This is a genomic window from Polyangium sp. 6x1 (assembly GCF_029946515.1).
Taxonomy (GTDB): domain Bacteria; phylum Myxococcota_A; class Polyangia; order Polyangiales; family Polyangiaceae; genus Polyangium.
This window is the reverse complement of record NZ_JARZHH010000065.1, coordinates 11,915-37,295: the sequence shown is the minus strand read 5'-3', so window position 1 is coordinate 37,295 and position 25,381 is coordinate 11,915. Positions and strand designations below refer to the sequence as shown.

Annotated in this window: 19 protein-coding genes and 2 tRNA genes; 12 read left to right on the top strand and 9 right to left on the bottom strand. The window is 68.4% G+C overall.

The genetic code is table 11. The features are described 5' to 3' along the window. Positions 1 to 25 precede the first annotated feature (25 nt). The 3 genes from abc-f (at position 26) to QHF85_RS39430 (ending at position 4,280) form a co-directional block, all read left to right on the top strand. Complete coding sequence (gene abc-f / locus QHF85_RS39440) at positions 26 to 1,957, top strand: ribosomal protection-like ABC-F family protein (protein WP_281332581.1); 1,932 nt, start codon at positions 26 to 28, stop codon at positions 1,955 to 1,957. An 80-nt stretch (positions 1,958 to 2,037) separates the two neighbouring features. Then, on the top strand, positions 2,038 to 3,414 hold the full coding sequence (locus QHF85_RS39435) for a hypothetical protein (protein ID WP_281332580.1): 1,377 nt from the start codon (positions 2,038 to 2,040) through the stop codon (positions 3,412 to 3,414). Positions 3,415 to 3,572: 158 nt separating this feature from the next. After that, positions 3,573 to 4,280, top strand: coding sequence for a hypothetical protein (locus QHF85_RS39430; protein WP_281332579.1), 708 nt, complete (start codon positions 3,573 to 3,575; stop codon positions 4,278 to 4,280). 68 nt (positions 4,281 to 4,348) lie between these two features. Here QHF85_RS39430 and QHF85_RS39425 read toward each other — a convergent pair. Both QHF85_RS39425 and QHF85_RS39420 read right to left on the bottom strand, forming a co-directional pair. Then, positions 4,349 to 4,421, bottom strand: a tRNA-Lys gene (locus QHF85_RS39425). A gap of 65 nt (positions 4,422 to 4,486) precedes the next feature. After that, positions 4,487 to 4,560: transfer RNA gene (locus QHF85_RS39420), tRNA-Arg, on the bottom strand. A 200-nt stretch (positions 4,561 to 4,760) separates the two neighbouring features. On the opposite strand from QHF85_RS39420, the gene QHF85_RS39415 reads away from it, so the two are divergent. Next, positions 4,761 to 5,768: a penicillin-insensitive murein endopeptidase gene (locus tag QHF85_RS39415; protein ID WP_281332578.1), complete on the top strand. Its 1,008-nt coding sequence runs from the start codon at positions 4,761 to 4,763 to the stop codon at positions 5,766 to 5,768. A 4-nt stretch (positions 5,769 to 5,772) separates the two neighbouring features. Here QHF85_RS39415 and QHF85_RS39410 read toward each other — a convergent pair whose 3' ends face one another. From QHF85_RS39410 to QHF85_RS39400, 3 genes are all read right to left on the bottom strand, one after another. Continuing rightward, positions 5,773 to 6,213, bottom strand: a complete 441-nt coding sequence (locus tag QHF85_RS39410) for a hypothetical protein (RefSeq protein ID WP_281332577.1) — start codon at positions 6,211 to 6,213, stop codon at positions 5,773 to 5,775. 119 nt (positions 6,214 to 6,332) lie between these two features. Next, positions 6,333 to 7,118 carry an exodeoxyribonuclease III gene (gene xth, locus QHF85_RS39405; protein ID WP_281332576.1) on the bottom strand — a complete coding sequence of 262 codons (786 nt, stop codon included), beginning with the start codon at positions 7,116 to 7,118 and terminating at the stop codon, positions 6,333 to 6,335. Between the two features lie 42 nt (positions 7,119 to 7,160). Then, positions 7,161 to 7,997 (bottom strand): alpha/beta hydrolase, encoded by an 837-nt coding sequence (locus tag QHF85_RS39400; RefSeq protein ID WP_281332575.1) that lies wholly within the window; start codon positions 7,995 to 7,997, stop codon positions 7,161 to 7,163. Between the two features lie 62 nt (positions 7,998 to 8,059). Between QHF85_RS39400 and QHF85_RS39395 the strand changes: the two genes are divergently transcribed. After that, on the top strand, positions 8,060 to 8,548 hold the full coding sequence (locus tag QHF85_RS39395) for a pentapeptide repeat-containing protein (RefSeq protein WP_281332574.1): 489 nt from the start codon (positions 8,060 to 8,062) through the stop codon (positions 8,546 to 8,548). A gap of 50 nt (positions 8,549 to 8,598) precedes the next feature. On the opposite strand, the gene QHF85_RS39390 is transcribed toward QHF85_RS39395, so the two are convergent. Further along, positions 8,599 to 9,258, bottom strand: coding sequence for a response regulator transcription factor (locus QHF85_RS39390; protein ID WP_136934084.1), 660 nt, complete (start codon positions 9,256 to 9,258; stop codon positions 8,599 to 8,601). A gap of 238 nt (positions 9,259 to 9,496) precedes the next feature. Between QHF85_RS39390 and QHF85_RS39385 the strand changes: the two genes are divergently transcribed. The 5 genes from QHF85_RS39385 (at position 9,497) to QHF85_RS39365 (ending at position 17,711) form a co-directional block, all read left to right on the top strand. Next, positions 9,497 to 9,910, top strand: coding sequence for a response regulator (locus QHF85_RS39385; protein WP_281332573.1), 414 nt, complete (start codon positions 9,497 to 9,499; stop codon positions 9,908 to 9,910). 133 nt (positions 9,911 to 10,043) lie between these two features. Next, positions 10,044 to 12,887: a glycosyl hydrolase family 65 protein gene (locus tag QHF85_RS39380; protein WP_281332572.1), complete on the top strand. Its 2,844-nt coding sequence runs from the start codon at positions 10,044 to 10,046 to the stop codon at positions 12,885 to 12,887. Next, entirely contained in the window at positions 12,884 to 13,795 is a 912-nt protein-coding gene (locus tag QHF85_RS39375) for a universal stress protein (protein WP_281332571.1), read from the top strand. Before QHF85_RS39380 ends, QHF85_RS39375 begins: the two co-directional genes overlap by 4 nt. 102 nt (positions 13,796 to 13,897) lie before the next feature. Then, positions 13,898 to 16,213, top strand: a complete 2,316-nt coding sequence (locus QHF85_RS39370; protein WP_281332570.1) for an AAA family ATPase — start codon at positions 13,898 to 13,900, stop codon at positions 16,211 to 16,213. A gap of 199 nt (positions 16,214 to 16,412) precedes the next feature. Then, complete coding sequence (locus tag QHF85_RS39365; protein WP_281332569.1) at positions 16,413 to 17,711, top strand: choice-of-anchor L domain-containing protein; 1,299 nt, start codon at positions 16,413 to 16,415, stop codon at positions 17,709 to 17,711. Between the two features lie 12 nt (positions 17,712 to 17,723). Here QHF85_RS39365 and QHF85_RS39360 read toward each other — a convergent pair whose 3' ends face one another. Beyond that, entirely contained in the window at positions 17,724 to 19,973 is a 2,250-nt protein-coding gene (locus QHF85_RS39360) for a TonB-dependent receptor (RefSeq protein ID WP_281332568.1), read from the bottom strand. A 104-nt stretch (positions 19,974 to 20,077) separates the two neighbouring features. Here QHF85_RS39360 and QHF85_RS39355 point away from each other — a divergent pair, with 104 nt between their 5' ends. Beyond that, positions 20,078 to 21,754 (top strand): 5'-nucleotidase C-terminal domain-containing protein, encoded by a 1,677-nt coding sequence (locus QHF85_RS39355; protein ID WP_281332567.1) that lies wholly within the window; start codon positions 20,078 to 20,080, stop codon positions 21,752 to 21,754. A 4-nt stretch (positions 21,755 to 21,758) separates the two neighbouring features. Here the strand turns inward: QHF85_RS39355 and QHF85_RS39350 are convergent, their stop codons facing one another. Then, a complete protein-coding gene (locus QHF85_RS39350) occupies positions 21,759 to 22,280 on the bottom strand; it encodes a M17 family peptidase N-terminal domain-containing protein (protein WP_281332566.1) in 522 nt (173 codons plus the stop codon). 11 nt (positions 22,281 to 22,291) lie between these two features. Continuing rightward, positions 22,292 to 23,917: a thiamine pyrophosphate-binding protein gene (locus QHF85_RS39345; RefSeq protein WP_281332565.1), complete on the bottom strand. Its 1,626-nt coding sequence runs from the start codon at positions 23,915 to 23,917 to the stop codon at positions 22,292 to 22,294. Positions 23,918 to 23,965: 48 nt separating this feature from the next. On the opposite strand from QHF85_RS39345, the gene QHF85_RS39340 reads away from it, so the two are divergent. Then, a complete protein-coding gene (locus QHF85_RS39340; protein WP_281332564.1) occupies positions 23,966 to 25,381 on the top strand; it encodes a hypothetical protein in 1,416 nt (471 codons plus the stop codon).

The window sequence follows — 25,381 nt, the reverse complement described above, 5'->3', positions numbered from 1 at the left end:
GGGAGGATATACCACCGCACGCGCGATGATCGTCACGTCGAACCTGGGCAAATCGTACGGCGACCGGACCCTCTTCGAGGAGGTGTCGCTGAAGCTGAACCGGGCGAGCCGCTACGGGCTCATCGGCGCGAACGGGTCGGGCAAGACGACGCTGCTCGAGATCCTGGCCGGCGACGAGGCGCCGACCGAAGGCAGCTTCAACATCCCCGCAGGCGCCCGCATGGGCGTGCTGCGGCAGGACCGGTTCCTCGAAGACGAGGCAAAGATCCTCGACCTCGCGATGATGGGCGACCGGATCGTGTGGGACGCGCTCGAAGAGGAGAGGCGGATCGTGGAGGAGGGCGCCGGCGACGCGCACAGGCTCGCCGAGCTCGCCGACGTGATCCGGGCGTACGACGGCTACACGCTGAAGGCGCGGGCGACGTCGATCCTGGTCGGGCTCGGGATCCCGATGGAGGCGCACGAGCGGCCGCTCGGGACGCTGTCCGGCGGCTTCAAGCTGCGCGTGCTGCTCGCGCAGGTGCTCGTGGGCGGGCCGGACGTGCTCTTGCTCGACGAGCCGACGAACCACCTCGACATCCTGACGATCCGCTGGCTCGAAAAATTTCTATGCGCGCACGAGGGGTCGGTGCTCGTGATCTCCCACGACCAGCGCTTCCTCGACAACGTGGCGACGCACATCCTCGACATCGATTACGGCACGGTGACGCTCTACCACGGCAATTACACGGCGTTCGTGAAGGAGAAGCGCGCCGAGCGGGAGCGGCAGCAGGCGGAGGTCGAGCGAATCGAGGAGGTGATCGCGCACAAGCAGTCGTACGTGGACCGGTTCCGGTACAAGGCGACGAAGGCGAAGCAGGCGCAGAGCCGGCTGAAGCAGATCGAGAAGATCGAGGTGCCGGAGCTCGAGGAGAGCTCGCGGCGGACGCCGACGTTCAAGCTGTCGATCGCGCGGCCGAGCGGGCGGGACGTGCTCGACGCCTCCGGGATCAACAAGTCGTACGGGGACAAGCGGGTGCTCACCGCGGTGTCGCTGGTCGTGCGGCGAGGCGAGCGGGTGGCGGTGATCGGGCCGAACGGGATCGGCAAATCGACGCTGCTCAAGATCCTCGCCGACCGGCTCGAAAAGGACGCGGGCACGGTGCGCTGGGGGCACGAGGCGCGCGTGGGGTATTTCGCGCAGGATCACCGCGAGGTCCTGGACGATCCGGAGGCGACGCCGATCGGGATCATGAAAGCGGCGTGCCCGACGGAGCCGGAGAGCGCGGTGCGGGGGCGGCTCGGGCGAATGCTGTTCTCGGGCGACGACGTGAACAAGAAGGTGGGGCTCCTGTCCGGCGGCGAAGCGGCGCGGCTCTTGTTTTGCCGGATCCTCGTGGAGGAGCCGAACGTGCTTTTGCTGGACGAGCCGACGAACCACCTCGACGTGGAGGCGATCGAGGCGCTCGCAGAGGCGCTCGTGGCCTACGAGGGGACGCTCATTCTGGTGTCGCACGATCGATGGTTCGTCTCGAAGATCGCGACGCGCATTCTGGAGGTGCTCCCCGGCGGCCGGAACGATTTCCCGGGGACGTACGAGGAATACCTCGCGCGCTGCGGCGACGATCACCTCGACGCGGAGGCCGTGGTCCAGAAGGACAAGGCCGCGAAGAGCGCAGCGAAGGCGCAGGAGCCCGCGGCGCAGGTGTCGGGCTCGGCGTGGGAGGAGCAGAAGAAGAAGCGCAACCGGCTGAAGGAGCTGCCCGGGAAGCGCGACAAGGTGGTGGCGGCGATCGAGGCGGCCGAGTCGCAGAAACGAGAGCTCGAGTCGCGTTACTGCGAGCCGGGGTTTTTCGAGCGGACGAGCAAAGAGGACGTGGCGGCGCTGGATCGACGACAGAAAGAGCTCGATCAGAAGATCGAGGCCCTGATGCAGGAGTGGGAGGCGATCGAGAAGGAGCTCGCCGAGGGCGGGTGACGTCCGAGGGGACGGGTTGCCAGGGGTCGCCTGCGCGTGATAGCTGGCGGCCCGGAACAATGAGAAATTACGCGCTTCTGATGGCCGCCGGGTTCTTCGCGTCCGGATGTGGCCTCGTCAACCTTCAAACGAACATCCCGGGCCTGTCGGGGGAGTCGTCGGGGCCCGCGCAGGCGGGGCCTTTTGGCATGGTGCCCTATGACGAGGACGAGGTGGGCAAGGCGGTGCTCGCGACGTTCAAGTCGTGGAATTACGAGTCCTGCGAGGCCCACAAATGCGTGGGCGACTTCAGGAAGCAAGCGGGCGTGACGGAGTACCAGGACGCGAAGACGTACATCAATCATTTCAACCCGCGCCGGACGCTGAAGAACCCGGACCCGACGTGGCTCACGCACTGGGACAAGCTGTCGGACAGCGAGCTCGCCAACACGGCGGACGTCACGTACAAGGCGATGATCGTGGCGGCCATGCGCAGGACGTGGCTGGCGAAGTGCTATGCGGACTACGCCGCAATCGACAAGCAGGCGCGCGCGCTCGACGCGAAGTGGTCCGTCGAGATCGCAGAGGCGTCGAAAATCCCGGGCCCGTACGGGCGCATCGGCGCGCTGCTCGGCCTGCGGAAGAAGGCCAACGAGGATGTCCCGAAGACCGATCCGTACGTCGACAACCTGATGACGAAGGTCGGGTTTCAAAGGGAGCTGCGCATCGCGATCAAGCAGGCGTACGAGGCCACGGGGCGTGATTACCTGTACGCAATCGAAGGCCCGGGGGCGCCCGACAACGGCGTCCGCGCCCGGCTCGACGCCGCGACGGAGCGCGACATGTATTGCTTTCACGCGTCGGGCGGGGCGAACGCCTTCAGCAACTCGTACACGGAGGAGGGCGCCAAGTACGTGAAGCCTCTCTTCTCCGACGAGACGCTGAAGAAGATCGACCGGCTCCGCGAAAAGGAGTCGAAGAAGTCCGTCGACGAGGTGCGTCCGGCCTCCATCGAAAAGGTGTACATCGAGGACATCGCGAAGGGCGAAAAGGAGATGCCAGGGCACCCGAAGCTCGGATACATGTCGGAGACCAACGAGGTGACGAAAGTCACGCAGAACGGCGGCAAGACCGAGCTCGAAGCCTTTTACAGCTACACCAGCGAGTACCCCTACGATTGCGTGGAGACGAACCGGATCCACAGCATCCGGGATGGGCGGATCGTCTACCGGGAGATCTGCAAGACCGGCAAGCACACCCGCGAGTCGACGACGCGGATCACGCTCGGGGAGATGCCCGAGGGCGTGACGGTTCAGGTCGGCGACAAGCTCATGGGCTACGCGTTCGTGAAGCAGCACGAAAAGAAGAAGCCCACGGACACGAAGGCGGTGATCAAGGAGACGGAGCTCTGGGTGCTGGAGCTGCACCACCTGAAGAGCCTCCAGCGCAAGGGCAAGCTCGTCGGGCAGTGGTTCTGAGCCGCCCGACCTTCCCCGAGAGCCCCTGACGAGCGCCCTCCGGCACGAGCCCGGAGGGCCACGCTCGACCGCCTCCCCGAGCTCCGCGCCGGCCGGTTCGTCCACGTCCCCTGGACAAACCGTGCCGTGTTCGCGTAGAGCAGTCGTGGAGGTTTTACGTGGAACACGCAGAACGATCGGACACGACGAGCCTGATGGCGAGCCGCCCCGCGCGCGACGCCAGGTGGGCGGAGGACTTCCCGGAGGGCTCGGAGCGCCGCGCGCTGGACGAGCGGATGGTGACGGCGGACGGCTGGCTCGTCGACGAGGAGGCCGAGAAGCTCGAAGGGGAACTCTGCTTGCGATTCGGTTCGTCGCCGGAGGCGGCAGCGCTCCGCGTGAAGGATCCGAGGGGGCTTTGTCCCAAGGCGATCCTGCGCATCATGCGCCACGAGCAAGACGTGGTGCTGACGAGGGTCACGCCAGAGGACCTCGTGGCGGCGCTGCTCGACGGCGTGCCCGAGATGGAGACGGAGCTGCCTTCGGAGCTCGCGCCGATGTTCGTGTCGAGCCTGCAGGCGTTTTTCACGTTCGCAGACCGCGAGCTCGGGCTGCCACACGCGAAGGAATGCGCAGAGGTGCTCGACAAAGGAATGACGCTCGCCCTCACGCACGTGTTGCGGACAAGCCAAGAGCTCGACGCGCTGGAAGTGGAGGAGGACGACGAGGAGGCGTTGTTCGATCCGGAGGCGCTCCTCCACGCGATCCGAGAGCGCGCGCGACTGGAGCCGGCTCCGCGCCCTTCGACGACGTTGTCCCGCGCGGAGCGGAACAAGAAAAAGGCGCGACGGCGTACGCAGAAGGCGGGGCGACGGAAGAATCGGTGAAACGCGGTACAAAACGCGAAAGGCCGGCACGCTGTGAGCGTGTCGGCCTTTTTCGTTCTGGATCCGGGTGGGCCATGAAGGACTTGAACCTTCAGCCAATGGATTAAGAGTCCACTGCTCTACCAATTGAGCTAATGGCCCGGTTTTACTGCTTCGATTTTCAACGGCTCCCGAGCTCCCCTGCATAGAGTCGACTCGGAACCCGGTACGCCCGGCCCGATTCGAACGGGCGACTTTCGGATTCGAAGTCCGACGCTCTATCCAGCTGAGCTACGGGCGCATCCGCGCCGCCCTTCGGGTGGGACGCGACGAGGCTTCTACCCGTCCCGATGGGCCATGTCAAGCACCTGATTCGATTCTTTTTTCGTGTGGGCTGGCTCATGATCCCGCCACGGCTGAGTTCGGTCGCGCAAAACCCCACGATCGGACGTTCACATCCCCTCCCCCGCGCACGACGAGCGCGCTAACGTCCGCGGCATCATGCGTCTGCTCGCCCGGATCGCCGCGCCCCTCACCCTCGGCCTCGCGCTCGTCGCCCTGGGCCCGCGCGCCTCCGAGGCCGCTCCCGGCGCCAAGGCGGCGAAGTCCGAGCCCACGAAGGACAAGGGCAAGAAGGACAAGGGCGAGCCGAAGAAGGGCGCAGAGAAGGAGCGGAAGCCCAAAGGCGCGCTGTCGTCCGGCGCGCCAAACAAGGGCCGGCTGTACGGGGGCGAGAAGCTCGCGTCGAGCAAGTCGCTCGAGGTGCGCGGCGGCGCGCACGCGCACGGGCTGCCGGACCTCGTGCGGGTGCTGCGGCGCGCGGCCGCCAAGGTGAGCGGGAAGCATAAGGGGTCGGTGCTCTACGTGGGCGACCTGTCCGCGAAAAACGGCGGGACGCTCTTCGGGCACAACTCGCATCAGTCGGGGCGCGACGCGGACGTCGGCTTCTACATGGTGAGCGAGAAGGGCAAGCACGTGAACCCGCACAGGTTCGTGGCCTTCGGCAGCGACGGGCGCGCCCGCGGCGGCGAGGTCGTGCGCTTCGACGACGAGCGGAACTGGGCGTTCGTCGAAGCGCTGCTCACCGATACGAAGACCGACGTGCGGTACCTGTTCGTGTCAGCAGGCCTGCGCACGCGGCTGCTCAAGTACGCGGCGAAGAAAAACGTGTCGAAGGATCTCTACACGAAGGCCGCGTCGGTGCTGATGAGCCCCGCGGACGCAGACGTGCACGACGATCACTTTCACGTGCGGATCGCCTGTCCCGAGAGGATGCGGCCCACGTGCGTGGAGGAGTCGTACCTGCGCGGCGGCGGCGGAGGCAGCGCGGCGAACGCGGCGAACGCGGCGGGCGCGGCGGGCGCGGCGAGCAAGGACGCGAAGGGGGACGCGGCGCCGAAGGAAGAGGCGGGCGAAGCCAAGGAAGAAAACGAAGCCAAGGAAGCAGCGCCGCCCCCGCCCGCGGCCACGAAGGCCAAGAAGGACGAGGGCGGCGCGAAGGACGACTAATGCGTCAGGACCAGCGGAGAGAGCGCACGATCGCCTCGCGATCGGCCTCCTCGTTGTCACGTTCGTCCCACGGGCAGACGTAACTCGCCTGCACGACGCGGTCGCCGTTCGAGAGGAACCAGATCTGCACGAAGCAGCCACGCACGAGGTAGGTGGCCGTGGCGACGACGCCGTCGGGACGCTCGTGGGTGCCCATCTCGAGGGGTTCGAGCCTGCGGCGTTTGCCCCAGGCGCGCGCGAGGGCTTCGAGCTCTTCGGGCTCGCTGCCGGGTTGCTCGTCGTCGTCGTCGAAGAGCATCTCGGCCACCATGAGCCTGCCCGTGCCCCCTTCAGCCGCGAGCGCGACCGGAGGCAGGGTGCTCGGATCGGAATAGGTCACGTCCTCGAGACCGGACCAGGCGGGGGGAAGGTCGAGCGAATAACCGTGAAGGTTGAGCCGCATCACGCGGAGAAAACTAGCAAATCGACCGGTTCGATCAGGGGCGAAATGGAGGCATATCGGACAGGATATGTCCGATCTGAGGGCGGTCGTTTCTGGTCCGATCGGACGGAGATTGTCCGAAGTCAGGCTTGACTTTCGCCGATGTCGATCAGGACGGGGGCGTGGTCGCTCGGTCGTTCGAGCTCGCGGACGCTGCGGTCGACCCACACGTCCTTGGTGCGCGCGAGCAGCGGCGGCGTGACGAGGGCGAGGTCGATGCGCAGGCCGTGGTTCTTGCGGTAGGCGCCCATGCGGTAGTCCCACCAGGAGTAGATCTTGTCCTCGGGGTGGCGCTCGCGCAGGGCGTCGACGAGGCCCCAGGAGAGCAGGCGCCCAAGGGCGGCGCGCTCGTCCGGGTGGCAAAGGACCTGCCCCTCCCAGCGCTTGGGCTCGTGGACGTCGAGGTTCGTCGGCGCGACGTTGAAGTCGCCGCAAACGAGCAAGGGCTCGTCGGGCTTGTGGTGCGTGGCGAGGTCGAGGCCGAGCCGCTCGAACCAGGCAAGCTTGTAGGCGAAAGGCTTGGTGCCGACGGCCTGGCCGTTGGGCACGTAGACGTTGACGATGCGGACGCCCTCGATCGTGGCCGCGAGAAACCTGCGCGGGGCGTCGTCCTCGTCGCCGTCGAGGTTCTTCTTCACGTCCTCGATGCCGAGGCCGTAACGCGCGGCGATGGCGACGCCGTTGTAGGTCTTCTGGCCGAAATAAACGACGCGGTAGCCCGCGTCGCCGAGGGCCTCCTCGGGGAATTTGTCGTCCTCGACCTTGGTCTCCTGCATGCAGAGGACGTCCGGGCTCGCGCTCCCGAGGAAGGTGCGGAGGTGTTCGAGGCGGGCGCGGATCGAGTTCACGTTCCAGGAGGCGATTCGCATGGCGCCCCCTCCGTAGCCCGGAAAAACCCTCGCGAGAAGCCCTCAGCCGCCGAGGGCCGCCGAGAGGATGCGGAGCAAGCCCTCGGGGTCGTCGACGTGCACCCAGTGAGCGGCATTCGGCAGGATGTGCACGGCGAGGCTCGGGTCACGGGCCGCGAGCGCGAGCAGGCGCGCCCGATCGTCGGGGCTGACCGTGTCGGAGCGGCCCCCGATGACGAAGCCCGTGCGTCGGCGGCCGTCGGGCTGCTCGACGACATGCCAGAGGTCCTCGGCGAAGTAGTCCATGAGCAGCGCGCGAATCGCGGCGAGGTCGAGGCGGAAGCGGAAGGCGTCACCCTCGCGGCGCACGTTCATCGCGAGCCAGTCGGCCTCGGCCCGCGAGACGCCGTGGGAGGTGACGAGCTCGAGGAATCGCTCGCGGGACGGGAGCTCGGCCGGGAAGGATTCGAGCATGGCGAGGACCTTCGCCGCGCCGACGTTCTCCATGCCGAACGGGCGCGCGCTCGGGGTCGAATCGAGCACCCAGAGCTGGTCGAGCTCGCCGCGCCTGCGATCGGCGTACGCGAGCGCGACCTTGCCGCCGAAGGAGTGGCCCATGACGCCGCGCACGGGAAGCGGGAGCGCCCCAGAGAGCCGGACGAGATCGTCGGCCGCGGCCCCGAGCGTGTGGGGGGGCGGAAGCGAAGTGGAGAGGCCGTGCGCGCGGAGGTCGACGAGCACGAAGGCATAGGAGGGGCACGCCGACGCGAGCGCGCGGGCGAACGTGCGAAAGTTGCCGCCGGAGCCGAAGATCCCGTGGAGCACGAGCATGCAGCACGAAGGCGACGCGCCGGGCGCGGTGACGATGGCGTGGTGGGGAAGCGTGGCGGGCTCGTGCATGGCGTCCTGGATGTGGCCGTACGGGAGAGGCCGGAGTCGGAGAAGAGGGGTAGCATGTGCGCATGAAGAAGAAGGCGCGATCGAAGCCTGGCGGCCCTGCGAAGACGACCGGAGACAAGTCCGGAAACACACCCACCTTGCCGACGAAGCTTTCGAACGCGTCCTTCGAAAAAATCGAACTCGACGACGTCACGATGGCCGACGCGAAGGTGCACGACACGACCTTCGAAGGCGCGTCGTTCGACGACGTGAGTTTTTCCCGGGCGACGATCCACAACGCGTCGTTCGAGGACACGAAGCTCGACGACGCGAGCTTCGCGCGAGCGAAGGTGAAGAACGTATCGTTTGAGGACGTACGGTTCGACGATGTGACGTTCGCAAAAGCACGGGTCCACAACGCTTCCTTCGAAGGGGCGTCGCTCGACGACGTGAACCTCGCCGGCGTGACGATCACGAACTGCGCGATCGAGGGCCTGACGATCGATGGAGTGCGAATCGATCTTCTGTTGCAGCACAAACGATCCGGCGCGCCGCGCGGCGGCGACACCTGATCGAAGCTCCGAGGGGATCGTTCGGTTTTCCCGATGGATCGGGGGACGGGTCAGGCCTCGATGAGGCCGGTGCGGACCGCGATGCGCGTCAGCTCGACGGCGCTTTTGCAGCCGAGCTTCGCGTAGATCCGCACGCGGTGCGTCTCCACGGTCTTCGGGCTGATCGTGAGCCGCGCGGCCGTCTCGCGCGTGGAGATGCCCGCCGCGAGCAGGCGCAAGACCTGTCGCTCGCGCGGCGTGAGCGCATCGAGGCCGCCCGTGCCCTCGGGCGCAGGCTTGCGCATCGCGCGGACGACAGCCCCCGCGATGCGCTGGCTGAGCGGCGCGCCGCCGCTCGCGATGCGTCGAATGCCGTCGATGACCTCGGCGAGCTCGCTGGTCTTGACGAGGTAGCCCTGCGCGCCGGCACGCAGCGCCTCGGCGACGCGGAATTCGTCGTCGTAGCAGCTCAGCACGAGCAGCTTTGCGGAGGGCACCTGGACGCGAAGGGCCGCGAGGAGCTCGATGCCGTCGCGGTCGGGGATGTTCAAGTCGACCAGCACGACTTCGGGCTTGATCGACTGCACTTCCCGAAGCGCGTCGGCCGCCGTCCCCGCTTGCCCGACGACGGTCATCCCCGGCTCTGCCTCCAGCGCTTTGGCAAAACCCTCCCGCAACACGGGATGATCATCGATGAGGTAAACGCGGATGCTGTTATTCGTGTCCGACATGACAAGGACCGCCCTTCATCGAATTGGGCCTCAGCCTGACTCGCGCGTCAAGTGCGGCTGTGGTCGGGCGCACGCGGAACACGCCCTACGGAAAGTCCCTACCCCGATCGATTTCCGCCTGGACAAACGACCCCACCCAACCCAGCCAGCCGTTCGCAACGTATGAATCGATCGTCCGGCGGCGGCAAGGGGTCCAGAGGCTCGACGACGCGGGGATCCTGCTCGATGGAAGGGGCCCATGAGCCCGAGCCCGAACGTGCCGGCCGCGCCACCCGGTTGCCCCGACGACAAGAAGTCCGGAGCCTCGGTTTTAATCGTGGATGACGATGATGCCCTGGTCGAAGCTCTTTCCGATCTCCTGCGAGAAGAAGGCTACGACGTAGAAGCCCACACCGTGGCAAGCGAGGCGCTCGCGCGGCTCGTAGCAGGCGCACGGCCCGACGTGATTCTCCTCGATTACTTGATGCCCGAGATGAAAGGCGACGCGTTCCTCGCCGCCCTCGATCGCGCAGGAATCGACGTCCCCGTGATGGTGCTCTCCGCGATGAACGAGTCGCGGCTCGACGTGCCCGTCCGCCGGGTGCGCGCGATGATCCGCAAACCCTTCGACCTCGAAAAGCTGCTCGACGAGCTTTCGCGGCTCGCCGCCTGAACGAGCGCCCCGTACGCCCGGCCGTTTCGCGCGTCCGTGCGCAGCGGGTGCAAATGCCACGGCGCTGCACGGATCAGGAGACGCGGAAGGGGGGCGCAGGGACGGCACGATCCTCGCTCGATCGACGGGGCTCATGACGTCCACCGCTGCCGCCGAGATCCAGGAGCCCGCGCCCGATCGCTCGTCGGGGTTCGTCACGACGTCCCCCCTGCCCGAGCTCGATCACCTCTTTCGGCTGTTCGTGCTGAGCTGGGAGCTCGACGGGACATCGGCACAAACGCCCGCGTCGATGCGGGCGCTCGGCCTCGTAGGCGCTCTGCTCGATCGAGGCGCGCGGGTGGCCCTCGTGACCGACACGAGCCTCGGGGCGCTCCTGCCCGCCATCGAGGCGTCGATCGCCGTCGAGCCGAGGAAACGGCTGTACGCCGCGGCCGACGGCGGCGAGCACATGTTCGGGTTCGACCACCGCGGCAGGCCCATCGAGATCGTCCCCACGGCCGATCACGGGGACGCGCTCTCGTTCATGATGCGCGAGCTCGTGAAGCCGCTCGGGATCGAGCCCGAGGACGTGCTCGTCGTGGGCGAGGGGCCGGGGCTCTCCGGGCTCGCGGACATCCTGGAGCAGCAGCTCGCGCTGGAGGCGCAGATGGGGCCGTTCGCGCCGCCGCGGGACCCTTCGTGGGTGATCGTCGAGAGCGGCTTCGACGTGGCGCGGGAGCACGAGATCGAGTCGCTGCTGACGATCGCGAACGGCTACCTCGGCGTGCGCGGGTCGCTCGCGGAGGGCAGCAGCGTGTCGCGGCCGGCGACGTTCCTGGCGGGGGCGTTCGAGCTGTCGTCGGACGTGTCGCCGGTGCCGGAGCTCGTGATCGCGCCGGATTGGGGGCGCCTTCGGTTCACGGTGGAGGGCGAGGCGTTCGGGGTGGAGACGACGGCGATGGAGCGGCACCACCGGACGCTCGACATGCGGCGCGGGCTGCTCCTGCGGGAAGGGCTCGGGACGGGGCCGGGCGGGCACGCGACGCGGATCCGGACGGCGCACGTCGCGTCGCTCGCGAACCGGCACGCGCTCTTGGAGGCGGTGGAGATCACGCCGCAGAATTTCTCGGGCACGGTGGTCATCGACGCGGTGCTGTCGGGCGACGTGAAGAGCGGGAGCGGCTCGTCGCACTGGGCCGGGTTCGAGCCGCGCCACGGGCTCGTGGGGCCGATCCTCGTGGGAAAGACGCACGGGGGGCTCGAGCTCGCGCTCGCGTCGCGCACGACGGCGGCCGATCCGGGGTCGCTCGAGATGCGCTGCGAGCGGGAAGTCGGGCCGGTGTCGGCGATGGAGCAGTGCAGGCTGCACGTCAGGCTCGGCGAGTCGAGCGTGCTCCATCGCGTGGTCGGGATGTTCACGTCACGGGACGGGACGGCGCCGGTGCACCGGGCGGAGCTGCTCGAACGGGAGGCGGCGGCGACGTCGTTCGACGTGCTGCTCGAGGCGCACGTGGCGGCGTGGCAGGCGCGGTGGAAGCAGTCGGACGTGGAGATCGTCGGCATGCCGCGGATCGAGCGGGCGCTCCGGTTCGCGCTCTACCACCTGATCGCGACAGTGCAGCCGCACGATCCGCGCTGCTCGATCGGGGCGCGCGCGCTCTCGGGCGAGGCGTACCGCGGTCACGTCTTCTGGGACACGGAGATCTTCATGGTGCCGTTCTACGTGCACACGTGGCCCGAGGCGGCGCGGACGCTCCTGCTCTACCGGCACCTCACGATCGACGGGGCGCGGCGCAAGGCGAAGAAGCTCGGCTACGAGGGCGCGCTCTACGCGTGGGAGTCGGCGGACACGGGGGACGAGACGACGCCGGAGTTCGTGCGCAGCCCGCTCGGCGAGATCATGCCGATCCTGTCGGGGTTCGAGGAGCACCACATCAGCGCCGACGTGGCGCACGCGATCTGGGCCTACGCGCAGAGCACGGGCGACGAGCGGATCCTGCGCGAGGAGGGCGCGGAGATCCTGATCGAGACGGCGCGCTTCTGGGTGAGCCGCGGCGCCATCCAGGCCGACGGCAGGTTCCACATCGACCGGGTGATCGGGCCCGACGAGTATCACGAGAGCGTGGACGACAATGCGTTCACGAACTGGATGGCGCGGCAAAACCTCCGGTATGCGGTGACGATCGCGCGGGGCGTCGGGAGCGCGAAGGCGGCCGCGCTCGGGGTCACGCCGGACGAGATCTCACGCTGGGAGACGATCGCCGCGCGGATGTACCTCGGCGAGGACCCACGCACGGGGCTCCTCGAACAACACAAAGGGTTTTTTGATCTCGAATACGTCGACGTCGCCGCGTTCTCGCCGCGCACGGTGCCGATCGACGTGCTGCTCGGTCGAGAGCGGACGCGGAAGTCGCAGGTGGTGAAGCAGGCGGACGTGGTGCAGCTCCTGGCGCTGCTCTGGGACGAGTTTTCACCCGACGTGCGGCGAGAAAATTTTCTCTATTACGAGCCACGCACCGCGCACGGCAGCTCGCTTTCGCCGGGGATCCACGCGCTCGTGGCCGCGCGGCTCGGGCTCCTCGCGACGGCCACGCGATACCTCGAACAGACGGCGTCGATCGATCTCGGCAACAACATGGGCAACGCCGCGGGCGGCGTGCACGCGGCGGGGCTCGGGAGCCTGTGGCAAGCCGTGGCCTTCGGCGTGGCGGGCCTGCGCGCCGCGCCCGACGACCCCGAGACGCTGATCGTCGAACCGACGCTCCTGCCGGGCATGCGGCGCGTGTCCTTGCCCATGCAGGTCCGCGGTCGCTCGCTCCAGGTGCACGCGCTGCCGGGCGCGGTGGAGGTGCACGTGGTCGAGGGGACGGCGCCGCTCGGGGTCACCGTCTTCGGGGCGGGGGGAGCGAGGCACACGGTGCGCGCCGAGCCGGGACGAGCCTACGCGGCGCGGCGCGATGAAAAAGGGTTTTTGGCCTGGGAGGAGGTCGAGCCATGAAGCCGGCGGAGCTCGCGGAAGGATTGGCCCACGGCGTCGAGCGAGGCGCCGAGGAAGGGCCGCGCAGCGAGGCGCGGCCGAAGCGGCACCGGGTCCTCGTGGCCCTGAATGGCGAGGACGCGGCCGCGGCATCGGCGGCGATCGCGATGGGCAGGCTCGTGGCGAGGACGCTGCACGAGCCGCTGCACGGGATCTTCGTGTCGAAGGCGAAGGTCGTGGCCGCCGAGCTGCCGAAGCTGCTCGGGCTGCCCACGCACGCGCTCGACGGCGTGGTGCTCGACGTGGAGGTCGGCGAGCCCGGGGAGCGGATCGTGGCCTTCACGGAGGCGCACCCGACGGCGTTCGTGATCGTGGGGGCCGCGATCGACCCGCACGGCGTGCTCGGGGTCGGCGACCTCGCGGCGCACACGATCGAGCGGTCGCACGCGCCGGTGATCGTGGTGCGGCCGGAGGAGCGGCTCTCGCTCGCGCGGATCCTCGTGCCCCTCGACGGGACGCCGAGCACGGCGAGCGTGCTCGAGCCGGCGGGGGATCTCGCGCGGCGGGCGGGCGCCTCGCTCGACCTCGTGCTCGTGGGCGAGGCGCAGCACGGCCCCCACGTGGAGCCGGGCGCGATGGGCGCGCCGCAGTACGTCGACCAGCCCCATCACGAGTGGCCCGCGTTCTCCGCCGAGTTCGTGCATCGATTCGCGAAGACCATCGGCCACTGCCCCGCGGACGTGCCGACGCGCTTCTTCCTCGGCGCCGGCGACCCGGCGGACGAGATCCTCCGCTTCGCCGACCTCCTCGCCGCGGATCTCACCGTGCTCGTGTGGCACGGGCTGCGCAGCGAGGAGCACGGAGCGGTCTTCGAGCGCGTCCTGCGCAAGGCGACGTGCCCCGTGCTCGTGCTGCGTTGTTGCCCCTGAGGGGGGATCGGGCCGCCTCGGTCATATTCCGTCCGAAACATCTGACCTACCTCGCCAGGAGGACCGGGCGGGGGGCGGGGTCGGGTGGTATCTTCCGGCGATATGCCCGCACGTGAGCTGACCGCAGCGGAGTGCCTGAAGCGCATCGAGCCCGCGGAGCTGTCGTTCCAGACGACCGAAGAGGTGGAGCCCGTCTCGGGCATCGCAGCGCAGGAGCGCGCGCTCGCGGCGCTCTCGTTCGGGCTCGACATACGGCACTCACGGTTTCACGTGGTCGTCGTGGGTCCGTCCGGGTCGGGACGGACCTTCTGCGCGCGTCAGGTGGCGCGGAGGCTCGCGTCGACGCTGTCGACGCCGGACGACATGTTGCTTCTTCCGAACCCGCGAAGGCCGAGCGAGCCGACCGTGCTGACGCTGCCCGCGGGCGAAGGCCGTCCGTTCACGGAGGCGATGGAGGAGCTCTACGCAAAACTCCTGGAGTCGATCCACGGCGCGACGGAAGGCGAGCGATGGAAGCAGGCGCGGGCGCGGGGGCAGCGTCGCGTGGAGGCCGAGGAGTCGCGGCTCGAGGAGGAGCTGCGCACGCAGGCGAAGGGGCTCGGGCTCGACGTCGTGCGCGCGGGGCGCGAGTTCCAGGTGACGCCGCTCGTCGACGAGAGCCCGCCGAGCGAGTCGATCCGGCAGATCACGACGGCGATCGAGGCCTTCGAGGAGCGGCTCGCCGAGGTGCAGGACGAGGCCGACTCGGAGCTCCGCGGGACGACGAAGCAACTCCTCGGCGACGCGGTGAAGGCGTGCTTCTCGCCGGTGCGCGCCCGCTTCGAGGGCCGGGACGAGCTGCTCGCGTTCCTCGGCGAGGTGGAGACGCTCGTCACGCGCGAGACGCGCCTGCTCGTGGACGAACCCGGCAATGACGAACAGCCCGTGCTCGTGCGGGGCATCGTCGTGCCGACGCTGCTCACCGAGCACAAGCCCGGGTCGGGCGCGCCGGTCGTGGAGGTCCCGTACCCGACCTTGTCCGCGCTGTTCGGCCGGAGCTACGCGCCGCCCGACACGGGCACGCCGCCGGAGCCGGGGTTTGCCGTGGCAGGCGCGCTGCACCTGGCGAACGGGGGATTTTTGATCCTGCCGGCGAACGCGCTGCTCAAGAACGAGGCGCTCTACGAGCAGCTCAAGGCGTGCTTGCTCGCGAGCAAGTTCATCGTGCCCGAGCACAACCCCACGTATTACCGCGGCACGAGCGAGGAGCTCATGTTCCCGCCGATGCAGCTCGACCTGAAGGTCGTGCTCATCGCGAGCCCCGACCTCTACCAGGACCTGCACGAGGCCGACCCCGAGTTCTCGCAGCTCTTCAAGGTGCAGGCGCGCTTCGAGGGCACGATGCCGCTCGCGGCGGCGCTCGCGACCTACCCCTCGTTCCTCGCGGACATCGTGCGCGAGCGGCGCCTCTTGCCGCTCACGTCGGACGCCGTCGCCGAGCTCTTTTTTTACGGCGGCCGACTCGCCGAGAGCCAGCGCAAGGTCACGGCGCAGCTCGGCCTGCTCGCGGAGGTCGCGACGGAGGCGAGCTACCGCGCGGCGCGAAAGGACAAACGCATCGTCGACGGCGCCGAGATTTGCAGCGCGCTCGCGGCGGCGCGCAGGCGCAGCGATCATTTCCGCGACCAGGTCCACGAGCTGCTCGCCGACGGCACGATCCGCATCGAGGTGACGGGCCGGCGCGTCGGCCAGGTCAACGCGATCTCGGTCTTGAGCGACGGACCGGTCACGTTCGGCAGGCCGTGCCGCGTCACGGCCGTCGTGTATCCGGGGACCGAGGGGCCCGTGAACATCGCGCGCGAGGTCGAAATGAGCGGCCCGATCCACGCGAAGGGCGTGCTCGTCCTGTCGGGCTTCTTGTCGCTCCGGTTCGCGCAGCTTCGCCCGCTCTCGTTTGGCGCCTCGCTCGTCTTCGAGCAGACGTACGAGGCGATCGACGGCGACAGCGCCTCGTCGAGCGAGCTGTACGCGCTGCTCTCGGCGCTCTCCGGGTATGCGCTCCGGCAGGACCTCGCGGTGACCGGCAGCGTCGATCAGCAAGGCGGCGTCCTGCCCGTGGGTGGCCTCAATGAAAAAATCGAGGCATTCTACGATCTCTGCGCGGCCAAAGGCCTCACGGGCAACCAGGGCGTCCTGATCCCGGCCACGAATCAGCACGCGCTGATGTTGCGCGGGGACGTGGTCGAAGCTATCGAGCGCAAACAATTTCACGTTCACGTGATTTCTGCGGTCGAAGAGGGTATCGAGCTGCTCACAGGTTCGCCCGCAGGTATCGCGGACGACACCGGCCATTACCCTGCGGGCACGGTCTTCGGCGCGATCGAGCATCGGCTCGAGCGGTTCTGGCGCGCGATTTCGGAGACCGGGCGCGCGCGTTAGCCCGGAGAACGCTAGAAAAACCGACCATTCCAACGCCCGGGTTCGCCCGGACGATGGGCCTCATCTTTCGTTCGTCCCTCCGCCGTTTTCTTGCTGCACCAACGACCGGCCTTGCCTGTAGACTGTCGACCGGCCGAGCGGCCCCACGTGGAGCGGGGCCGGCAGGCCGCGATGTGGAGCAGCTTTTCAAGGAGTGGCCATGCGGAGCTTGGTGAAGTGGATCGGTCTCGTCGGCCTTGCAGGCAGCACCGCGCTGGGCGCCGCATGCACGGCCACGAGCGGTCGCAACGTCTTTGGCGACGGGGGTTCCGGGGGCGAGGAGTGGAACGGCGGAATGGGCGGGCAGGGCGGCACCGCCGGCTCGAACACCGACGTCGGCGGCTCGTTCGTCGGCCCGGGCGGGGGCGGCAACGGCGCCGGCCAGCCCGTATGCGACACCGACATCAACGCGGACGACGACGGCGACGGGTTCAGCGAGGCGACGGGCGATTGCAACGATTGCGACGCGAACGTCAGCCCGAACTCGGTCGAGGTCGTCGGGGACGTGATGAACCCCGCGTACAAGCCCGCGGACGAGAACTGCAACATGGTGGCCGACGAGCCGGTCGAGACCTGCGACGGGGCCCTCGCGGTCGACAGCATGGATCCCTTCGACGCGGCGCGCGCGGTGGAGCTCTGCAAGGTCGCCACGCCGGGCGGCACGGATTGGGGCGTGGTCAGCGCGCAATGGGTCATGGCCGACGGCTCGCCGGCCAACGGCAGCACGAACTATCACCTCGGCCACGGCATCCTCAGCGGCTTCGGCCCGAACGTCACGCCGCGGGCGGGCAGCAAGATCTTCGGCGTCTCCAGCGGCGCGGCGCGCCAGCCCTCGGATCCGGGCTACCAGAGCCCGGGCGGCTTCACCAAGGGATATTCGAGTGGCCATCCTCAGGGCTTCCCGAAGGAGTCGCCTGCTTGTCCGGGCAAACTCACGGGGACGCCGTTCGACGCCACGGCGGTCGAGCTCGAGATTCGCGTGCCGCAGAACGCGAAGGGCTTCTCGTTCGACTTCAACTTCTACACGTACGAATGGCCGGTCTTCATTTGCAGCCAGTACAACGACTTCTTCGTGGCGATCCTCTCGCCGATCCCGGACGGACAAACGGACGGGCAGATCTCGTTCGACATGCAGGGTAACCCCATCAGCGTGAACAACGCGTTCATGAACGTGTGCGGCTGCGCGGGCGGCCCGCCCTGCACCGCGGGCGGCAAGACGTTCGATTGTCCGCTCGGCACGGCGGAGCTCGACGGCACCGGCTTCGAGGGCCACGCGGCGACGAGCTGGCTGAAGACGCAGGCGCCCGTCACGCCGGGCAGCACCATTCGCATTCGCTGGGGCGCCTACGATTCGGGCGACGGCTCCCTCGACTCGACGGCCGTCATCGACAACTGGCAATGGAGCGCCGAGGCCGGCACGACCGTCGGCACGACCCCGGTCCCGCCGATTCCGAAGTAATCGCGAATCGCCTCAGCGGTGATCCCACCGGAGCCCGACGTTGATCTGGCGGAACCCGCCCGTTTGAATGCCGTCGGGCAACCTCGTCGCCACGAACACCTGATCGAGCGCGTTCTTCACCGTGAGGAGCGCGCCGAGCCCCGTCTTCGCGTGGCGGTACCGCAATGCCACGTCGACGAGGTGATACGACGGCACGATGCCGATCCGCCCCGTGGGGTCCACGAGCACCGTGTTGTATTCGTCGGCGAATTGATCGCTCATGAAGCTCCACGCGACCTGCGCTCCGATCCCGATGCGGTGCTCGACGTCGAGCGTCGCGCTCGCCGTGTGGAGCGGCGCGTACGGCAGGCGATTGCCGTCGAAGGGGCCGCCGCGGAACGTCGCGACGGAATACGTGTAGCGGCCCGTCACGTCGACCATGAGCGGCAGGGAGAGGGCCTGGCCGATGCCGAGCGTGACCTGGGCCTCGACGCCCTTGTGCAGGGTTTGTCCCCCATTCGCGAGCTCGCTCTGTTGCCCGCTCGCCTCCGTGCCCGTGACGATCTGGTTGCGGAAGCTCATGACGAACCCCGTGACCTCGGCGCGAATCCATTTCGGCCTCGCGAGCCGCATGCCGATCTCGTAGTTCGTGCTCTGCTCGGCGTCGAGCTGCGCGTCCTGGCCGCCCGGGGAAATGGCGGCCGACACGCGCGGCGGCGCATACCCGACGTGCACGCCCCCGAAGACGTTCAGCTTCGGCGTGCCGTACACCATTCCAATGCCGGGCATCACCGCGACCGAATCACTCGTGCCGCGGTTCGTCACGTCCTTTGACGTTCCGCTCTCCGCCGTCCGATCCACGCTGCGCAGGTTCGCCGCATACTCGACGCGGACGCCGGGCGTGACGAGCAGGTCGTCCCGGAACGCGAGGCGGTCCTGGGCATACGCGGCGAACGCGAACGTGCGGTGGTGCTCGCGGTCCTGGACGTTGCCGGCCTCCGTCTCGATGATCTCGCCCTGGAATTGCTTTCGATCGGCCGTCTCCACGTGCCCGCGCACGCCGGCCGAGATCGTGTGGCGCACCCGGCCCGTCTCGAAGCGGTGCTCGATACGCGGCTCGATGCCGAGGACCTCGTATTCGCGGTCCCGGACCATCGAGGTGTTGCGGAAATAAACCGCGGCGCCCGAGACCGTCGGATCGCCGACGATCCGCTCGTAGCTGACGTCCGGCCTGGCCTCGCGGTCGTAGTTCTGCCGGCGCCAGACGCGGTCCGTGATGTAGCCATAGACGGTCGTGCGCAGCCGCGTCGCCTCGGAGATGCGGTATTCGTGGGTGAGCGAGGCGTCGTAGCGGCGCACGTTGAACTGGTCGTGCGGCGCGATCGACGGGGTGCGCGGGTCGAGCTCGAACATGCGGCGCGTCAGGCCCACGTACGTCGAGCGCGAGAACTCGTCGTACACCGCGATCTTGAACGTGGCCTCGCCGCGCGCCGAGGTCGGGAACGCGATCTTGCCCAGGAAATCCGTGGCGTGGAACTCGATCCCGCGGAAGCCGTCGCCTTGCTTGCGGGTCAATTGCAGCACGTACCGCGCGTCGCCGGCCGTCCCGCCGTAGAGGCCCGAGAGCTTGTAGTAGTTGCGCTGGCCCGCCTGCGCTTCGAGCGACCACTCGGGTTTGTCCGGGGGCAGCGCCGTGAGGAAGTTGACGACCCCGCCAATGGTTTGAGGTCCGAATAAAATGCTGCCCGAGCCCTTCACGACCTCGACCGCGCGGATGCGCTCGACGGGCGTCGAGTAGTAGAGATCGGGCTCGCCGTAGGGGTTGATCGCGACGGGGATGCCGTCTTCGAGAATGAGCACCTGCCGGCTGCGCGTCGGGTCGAGACCACGCATGCCGATGTTGAGGCGCAGGCCGAGGCCCTCCTCCGGGCGCACCACGACCCCCGGCACGCGCCGCAGGATCTCGCCCGTCTCCGCGGGCATCGCGCGGCGGATCTCCTTCGCGCCGATCAACGTGCCCGAGCCCGGGACCTTCTGGAGCGCGTCGTCGCTCCGGCCGAGCACGCTCACCTCGATCACCGCGGGCGGCGGCCGCTGCGCTTCGGCCGCGGCCTCACCTTCCTTCGACTTTTCCGGAGCGGCTTCGGGCTTCGCCTCGGCCTTCGCGGGCGCCTCGTTTGGCGGGGCCTCGGAGGCGGAGGGCGCAGGTTTGGCCTCGTCGGCGAAGGCCGGCGTCGCGCTGGCGAGCAGGAAAAACGAGCCGAGCAGGGTGCGAGGATGCATGCGGTTCTCGATTCGAGTCGATGCCGTGTAACGTTCTTGAAATTGAAAGTCAACAGCGATGTCGCGCTGGATTTCAACTCGGGGAGGCGTATACGCTGGGGACGATGCCGCCTCGGATTCGTGATCGTGCCCGGACACACGCCCCGGCCCTGTTCGTGGCCCTCGTCCTCGCGTCGGGTTGCGGCGCGCCCGCGGCCGAGACGCCCCTGAAGCCCCCGGCGCCCGAGCCGGGCTGCGCCATCCTTTCGATCAACGATACCTATCGGATCGAATCCTTGCCGCGCGGCCGAGGCGGCATGGCGCGTGTCCGTACGCTCCGGAAGAAGCTCGAAAAAACGTACCCGGACCTCGTGGTGCTGCACGCCGGCGACCTCCTGTTTCCGTCGCTCCTCAGCAACAGGTACAAGGGCGGGCAGATGATCGAAGCCGTGAACCGGCTCGACGGCCGGGAGGGGAACGACGAGCGGCTCTTCGTGGCCCTCGGCAATCACGAGTTCGACAAGGAGGATCCGAACGTCCTGTCGGCGCGGCTCGCGGAGTCGGAGTTCCGCTGGTTATCGAGCAACGTGCATTTCAAGATCGACGAAGAGGGCAAACCCGCGGTCACATGGCCCGAAGGCAAGGTGCTGCCGCGGACGATCGTGCAATGCGGATCGCTGAAGGTCGGGATCTTCGGCGTGACGATCGGCGCGAAGGCACCGTACGTTGCGGCGATCCACGACCCGATCGAAGCCGCGCGCGCGCAGACGGCGGCGCTGCGAAAGGAGGGCGCGGACGCGGTCGTCGGGCTCACGCACCTCTCGATGAGCACGGACCAGGCGCTCCTCGGACGGCTCGGCGCCGAGGGACCGGACGTCCTCGTCGGTGGGCACGAGCATCAAAAGCAAAAGTTCATGGCCGGGAAGCGCGGCATCTACAAGGCCGACGCGGAGGCGGTGACCGCGAACGTGCTCCGGATCGCTCGATTGAAGGGTGACCTCCATATCGCGCACGAATGGATCCCGCTCGAGGATCCGTCCGTGCCCGAGGATGCCGACATGAAGTCGTGGGTCGATGCCACGTTACGAAAACACGAGGACGAATACTGCCCGCAGCAGAAGCCGCCCGCGGGCCCGGGGTGCCTCGGCGAGGTGCTCGCCACGGCGGGGGAGGACCTCGTCGCCGAGGAGCTCGACATTCGTCGCTTCGAGACGAACCTCGGAGACTGGATCCTCGACCTCGCGCTCGGCGCCTTTCCCGACGCGAAGAAGCGCCCCGACGTCGCCTTCGTGAACAGCGGATCCCTCCGGCTGAACCTGAACTTGCCCAAAGGCGAGCCGATCACGCGGCGGCATATCGAGGAGCTCTTCGCGTATTCCGCGGAGCTGCGGCTCGTGGAGATCAACGGGGAGACGCTGCAGCAGGTCTTGAACCGCAGCATCGAGGACTGGACGGGACAGGGGCATTTTCTGCAGATCGCCGGCCTCGCATTCGAGCACGACCCGGCCGCGAAGACGGCCACGAGGTTGACGTTGCTCGGCGACAAACCCCACAAGATCGGACCGAAGGACGTGATCTACGCAGTGACGACCGAGTTTTTGGTCACGCCGAATCCGAAGACGAACCAGGACGGATACACGATGCTGAATCCATCCATGGTCGTGGCCAAGGGGCGGGACCTGAAGCAGGTCGTCGTGGACGCGCTCGGCGCGCTTCACGCGCAGGGAAAACCGCTCGCGCCGATGGTCGACGGGCGAATCTGCAATACGCAGCGAAAAGGGGTTTGTCGAGCCCTGCCCTGAGCCGCTAGAGGACCCGCCGCACCCGCCGCCGCTCCTCGATCATGTGCTGCGTGATCCGTTGCTTGCCGTCGGCGCCCTCGACGAGCGTCCAGACGTCGTGCTCGCGCTTGCGGCCGGCGCTCGCGAGCAGGATGTCGGCCGCTCGTTCGGCCGGAATCAGGCCGTCCGGGCGGCCCGGCAATTCGACGACAGCGACGCGCGCGGCGAGGCCCTCCATCACGTCGAGCATGTGCTGCACGACGCGACGGAAGGCCTCCTCGCCGAACCCCTCGCGCGGACCCGCCCCGAAAAACAGGAGCTTGTCGAACGTGAGGCGCGGCTTGGCCGGGACCATCAAGACCTCGCCGAGCTTGCCCGTCAAAAAGCCGCTGCGCAAAAGCCCGGACAGGTGCCCGGCGAGGCGCCAATCACAAAGGCCGAAGGTGCCGTGCACCGGGCGCGCGTCCGCCCACACGCTGCACGCGAGGATCTCGGTGTCGAGATCATCGAGGCTCGTGAGCTCGGGGTTGCAGAAGCGGAGCTCCACGTCCCGCCTCGCTACACGCTGATCGCGCCCTTGCGGAACTCGCTCCGGGCGATCTTGACGTTCACGCAGGACGGTTTGTCCGCGGCGAAGGCCGCGTCGAGCGCGGGGCCGAGGTCCTCGGTGCGCTCGACCCAGTAGCCCACGCCGCCGAGCGCCTCGACGACCTTTTCATAACGCGTGTATTCGAGCGCCGTGGCCGGCGCGCGCTCCGTGCCGTACAGATCGACCTGACCGCGGCGAATCTGCATCCACGCGGCGTCGTTGCCGATGATGCTGACGACCGGAATCCCTTGCCGCGCGAGCGCCTCGAACTCGGCCGCGTTGAAGCCGAACGAGCCGTCGCCGTAAATGAGCACGACCTTCGCGCCCGGACGGGCGAGCTTCGCGGCCATCGCATACCCGGGGCCGACGCCGAGCGTGCCGAGCGGGCCGGGATCCATCCAGAGCTGCGGCCATTCGAGCTTGATCACGTTCGCCGCAGTGGCCACGAAATCGCCGCCGTCGCCGATGACGATGTCCTCCTTGCCGAGGCGCTTTCCGATCTCGTCGCAGACGCGCAGCGGGTTCGGCGGGTCGGTCGTGGCGTCGATCTCGGGCTGCATCTTGGCCCGCGACTTGTCCTCGGCCGCGCGCATCGCCGCGATCCAGCCGGGCGCGCGCTTCTCCTTCACCTCGGCGAGCAGCTGCTCGAGGACGAGGCCGCTGTCGCCGTGAATGGCGACGTCGACCTTGCGGTTTCGTCCCATCTCGTTGCCATCGAGGTCGATCTGAACGACGCGGGCGCCCGGGTTGATGGCGCGGCCGTATTCGAGGCGGAAATCGAAGGGCGTGCCGAGGACGACGCAGAGGTCGGTTTGTCCGAGCGCGACGCGGCGCGAACGGGCGAAGAAGTTCGGGTGCGCGTGGGGCAGGCCGCCGCGCGCCATGCCGTTCAGGAAATACGGGGCGTCGATGGCGTCGGCGAACGCGCGCAGGATGTCCTTGCGCGGCGACCAGCGGAGCTGCGTGCCGACGATGAACATGGGCCGCTCGGCCTCGCGCAGCATGGCCGCGGCGCGGGCGATCGCGTGCGGATTGCCGCCGGGGCGCGGGGGTTCGTCGAAGGGCACCGTGGCGGGCGGGGCGTCGTCGCCGAAGTTCATGAGGAGATCGAGCGGCATCTCCAGGAAGACGGGGCCGGGGACGTTGCCCTGCGCGATGCGGAAGGCGGCGTCGATGTACTCCTGGATGCGCTCGGTGGAGGGGACGGAGACGCTCCACTTCGTGATGGGGCGCATGAGCTCGACGTGGTTCATGTCCTGGAGCGAGCCCATGTCGGCGAGCAAACGCGGTCCGGCGCCGCCGATGACGATCATGGGGATGCCCGCGCGCTGGGCATTGGCGACGGCGGTGACGGTGTCGGTGACGCCGGGTCCGGCCGTGACCGCGCAAACGCCGGGCTTGCCCGTGACGCGGGCCCAGGCGTCGGCCGCGTGACCCGCGGTCTGCTCGTGCCGGACGTCGACGACGCGGATGCCGTCGTCGAGACACCCATCGTAAATGGCCTGGATGTGCCCGCCGCAGAGCGTGAAGAGGTGGGTGACCCCGTGCCGCGCGAGCGCCTTCGATACGAGCCTGCCGCCGTGGACCTGTGCCATGGCGGGGCATATACCACGGGAGGGCCGGGCGATGATAGGCTCCCTGCCATGACGAACCGTGCGTGGAACATCGGGTGGACCGCCGTGGCGTCGGTGGCTCTCGTGTGCTGGGGCTGCTCGGGCGACGGCCCCGGCACGAATGCGACGGGATCCGGGGGATCCGCGGGCGCGGGCGGGGCCGGCGGGGACGCAGGCTCGGGCGGCAGCGCGGGCGCGGGCGGCAGCGGCGGCGCGGGCTCGCGCGGGCCCGCGTACGAGGCCGGGACGGCATTCTGTCCGGCCGACGACGGCGTGCGCCGGATCAAGCTCGTGAACAATTGCGCCGAGACGCGCTGGTTCAAGATGGATGGCCGGACGACGCCGACGTGGGCGAGGCCGACGGATTGCGCGTGGAACGGGGCGGCGTGCGGCGACCCCGAGGGCGTGGGGCAATGCACGCAGATCGCGAAGGACATGGCCGGCGGCGGGGATCCCGGGCTCGTGTATTGCAAGGGGAACACCTGCGCGTGCAACCCGTTCTTCGAGCTCGAGCCGGGCGAAGAGCACGAGATCGTCCTGCCGAACGACGCCGCGTTCCCGAGCGGGACGGGCTGGCTCGCGACGGGGTGCAATCCGTACGGCAATGCGTGCGAGGTCGGAAGCGAGGCCGCGAAGAACTCCACGTTCGAGTTCACGTACGATAGCCCCGGCCAGGGCTCGCTTTATTACGACATCAGCGCGGTCAACGCGTGGACGACGGCGAGCTCGGTCGGCATGAAGAGCTGCGGGGGCGGCGCGCCGGATCCGAACAACATTTTCTGGTGCCGCGGGACGGGGTGCCGGTTCGACGTGAACACGCAATGCCCGGACGGGTCGGACGCGTTCGCGCCGGCGCCCGCGGGGTGCAAGGAGTGCCCCACGATGATCGACGGCAATGGGAAGAAGGTGATCGTGGGCTCCTGCGGGACGTGCCCGGACGGCCATTCGGCGAACCGTATCCCCACGGGCACGGTCTTCAACGCCGGGAACATCGGCGGGCCCGAGTGGACGTGGAACGGCGCCCCCGATTTCGCGGTCGGGTTCGGTCACGACGAGGGGGCGCACGCGAACCGCAGGCTCTCGTGTGGACCCGCAGGCTGCACGGATGCGGCGCCAGGGAAGGCGAATACGTGCCTCGGCGGGTGTGATCTCTGCACGGTGACGCAAAAGGTCGGCGCCGGGGACGACGCGTGCCTCAAGTATTGCTGCCCCGATTCGGTGCACGCGTACAATGGTTTTACCTACCGGTACGACAGCGCGGGCTGCACCGCGCTCGGGGTGCAGGCGGGCACCGATTACAGCCCCGCCGTGAAGGGCGAGTGCCCGTACGTGTACACGTTCGGCTACGAGGATCACTCGTCGACGTTCCTGTGCTCGACGAGCGCGTCGCTCCTCGTGCAAGCTTGCCCCGATCCGGTCGATTTCCCCTCGAAGATCGAGCCCTGA

Bases quoted from the DNA above. Each gene is read 5' to 3' on its own strand.
- abc-f (WP_281332581.1), top strand. From the start codon at position 26: ATGATCGTCACGTCGAACCTGGGCAAATCGTACGGCGACCGGACCCTC.
- QHF85_RS39435 (WP_281332580.1), top strand. From the start codon at position 2,038: ATGGCCGCCGGGTTCTTCGCGTCCGGATGTGGCCTCGTCAACCTTCAA.
- QHF85_RS39415 (WP_281332578.1), top strand. From the start codon at position 4,761: ATGCGTCTGCTCGCCCGGATCGCCGCGCCCCTCACCCTCGGCCTCGCG.
- xth (WP_281332576.1), bottom strand. From the start codon at position 7,118: ATGCGAATCGCCTCCTGGAACGTGAACTCGATCCGCGCCCGCCTCGAA.
- QHF85_RS39400 (WP_281332575.1), bottom strand. From the start codon at position 7,997: ATGCACGAGCCCGCCACGCTTCCCCACCACGCCATCGTCACCGCGCCC.
- QHF85_RS39395 (WP_281332574.1), top strand. From the start codon at position 8,060: ATGAAGAAGAAGGCGCGATCGAAGCCTGGCGGCCCTGCGAAGACGACC.
- QHF85_RS39390 (WP_136934084.1), bottom strand. From the start codon at position 9,258: ATGTCGGACACGAATAACAGCATCCGCGTTTACCTCATCGATGATCAT.
- QHF85_RS39385 (WP_281332573.1), top strand. From the start codon at position 9,497: ATGAGCCCGAGCCCGAACGTGCCGGCCGCGCCACCCGGTTGCCCCGAC.
- QHF85_RS39380 (WP_281332572.1), top strand. From the start codon at position 10,044: ATGACGTCCACCGCTGCCGCCGAGATCCAGGAGCCCGCGCCCGATCGC.
- QHF85_RS39375 (WP_281332571.1), top strand. From the start codon at position 12,884: ATGAAGCCGGCGGAGCTCGCGGAAGGATTGGCCCACGGCGTCGAGCGA.
- QHF85_RS39370 (WP_281332570.1), top strand. From the start codon at position 13,898: ATGCCCGCACGTGAGCTGACCGCAGCGGAGTGCCTGAAGCGCATCGAG.
- QHF85_RS39365 (WP_281332569.1), top strand. From the start codon at position 16,413: ATGCGGAGCTTGGTGAAGTGGATCGGTCTCGTCGGCCTTGCAGGCAGC.
- QHF85_RS39360 (WP_281332568.1), bottom strand. From the start codon at position 19,973: ATGCATCCTCGCACCCTGCTCGGCTCGTTTTTCCTGCTCGCCAGCGCG.
- QHF85_RS39355 (WP_281332567.1), top strand. From the start codon at position 20,078: ATGCCGCCTCGGATTCGTGATCGTGCCCGGACACACGCCCCGGCCCTG.
- QHF85_RS39345 (WP_281332565.1), bottom strand. From the start codon at position 23,917: ATGGCACAGGTCCACGGCGGCAGGCTCGTATCGAAGGCGCTCGCGCGG.
- QHF85_RS39340 (WP_281332564.1), top strand. From the start codon at position 23,966: ATGACGAACCGTGCGTGGAACATCGGGTGGACCGCCGTGGCGTCGGTG.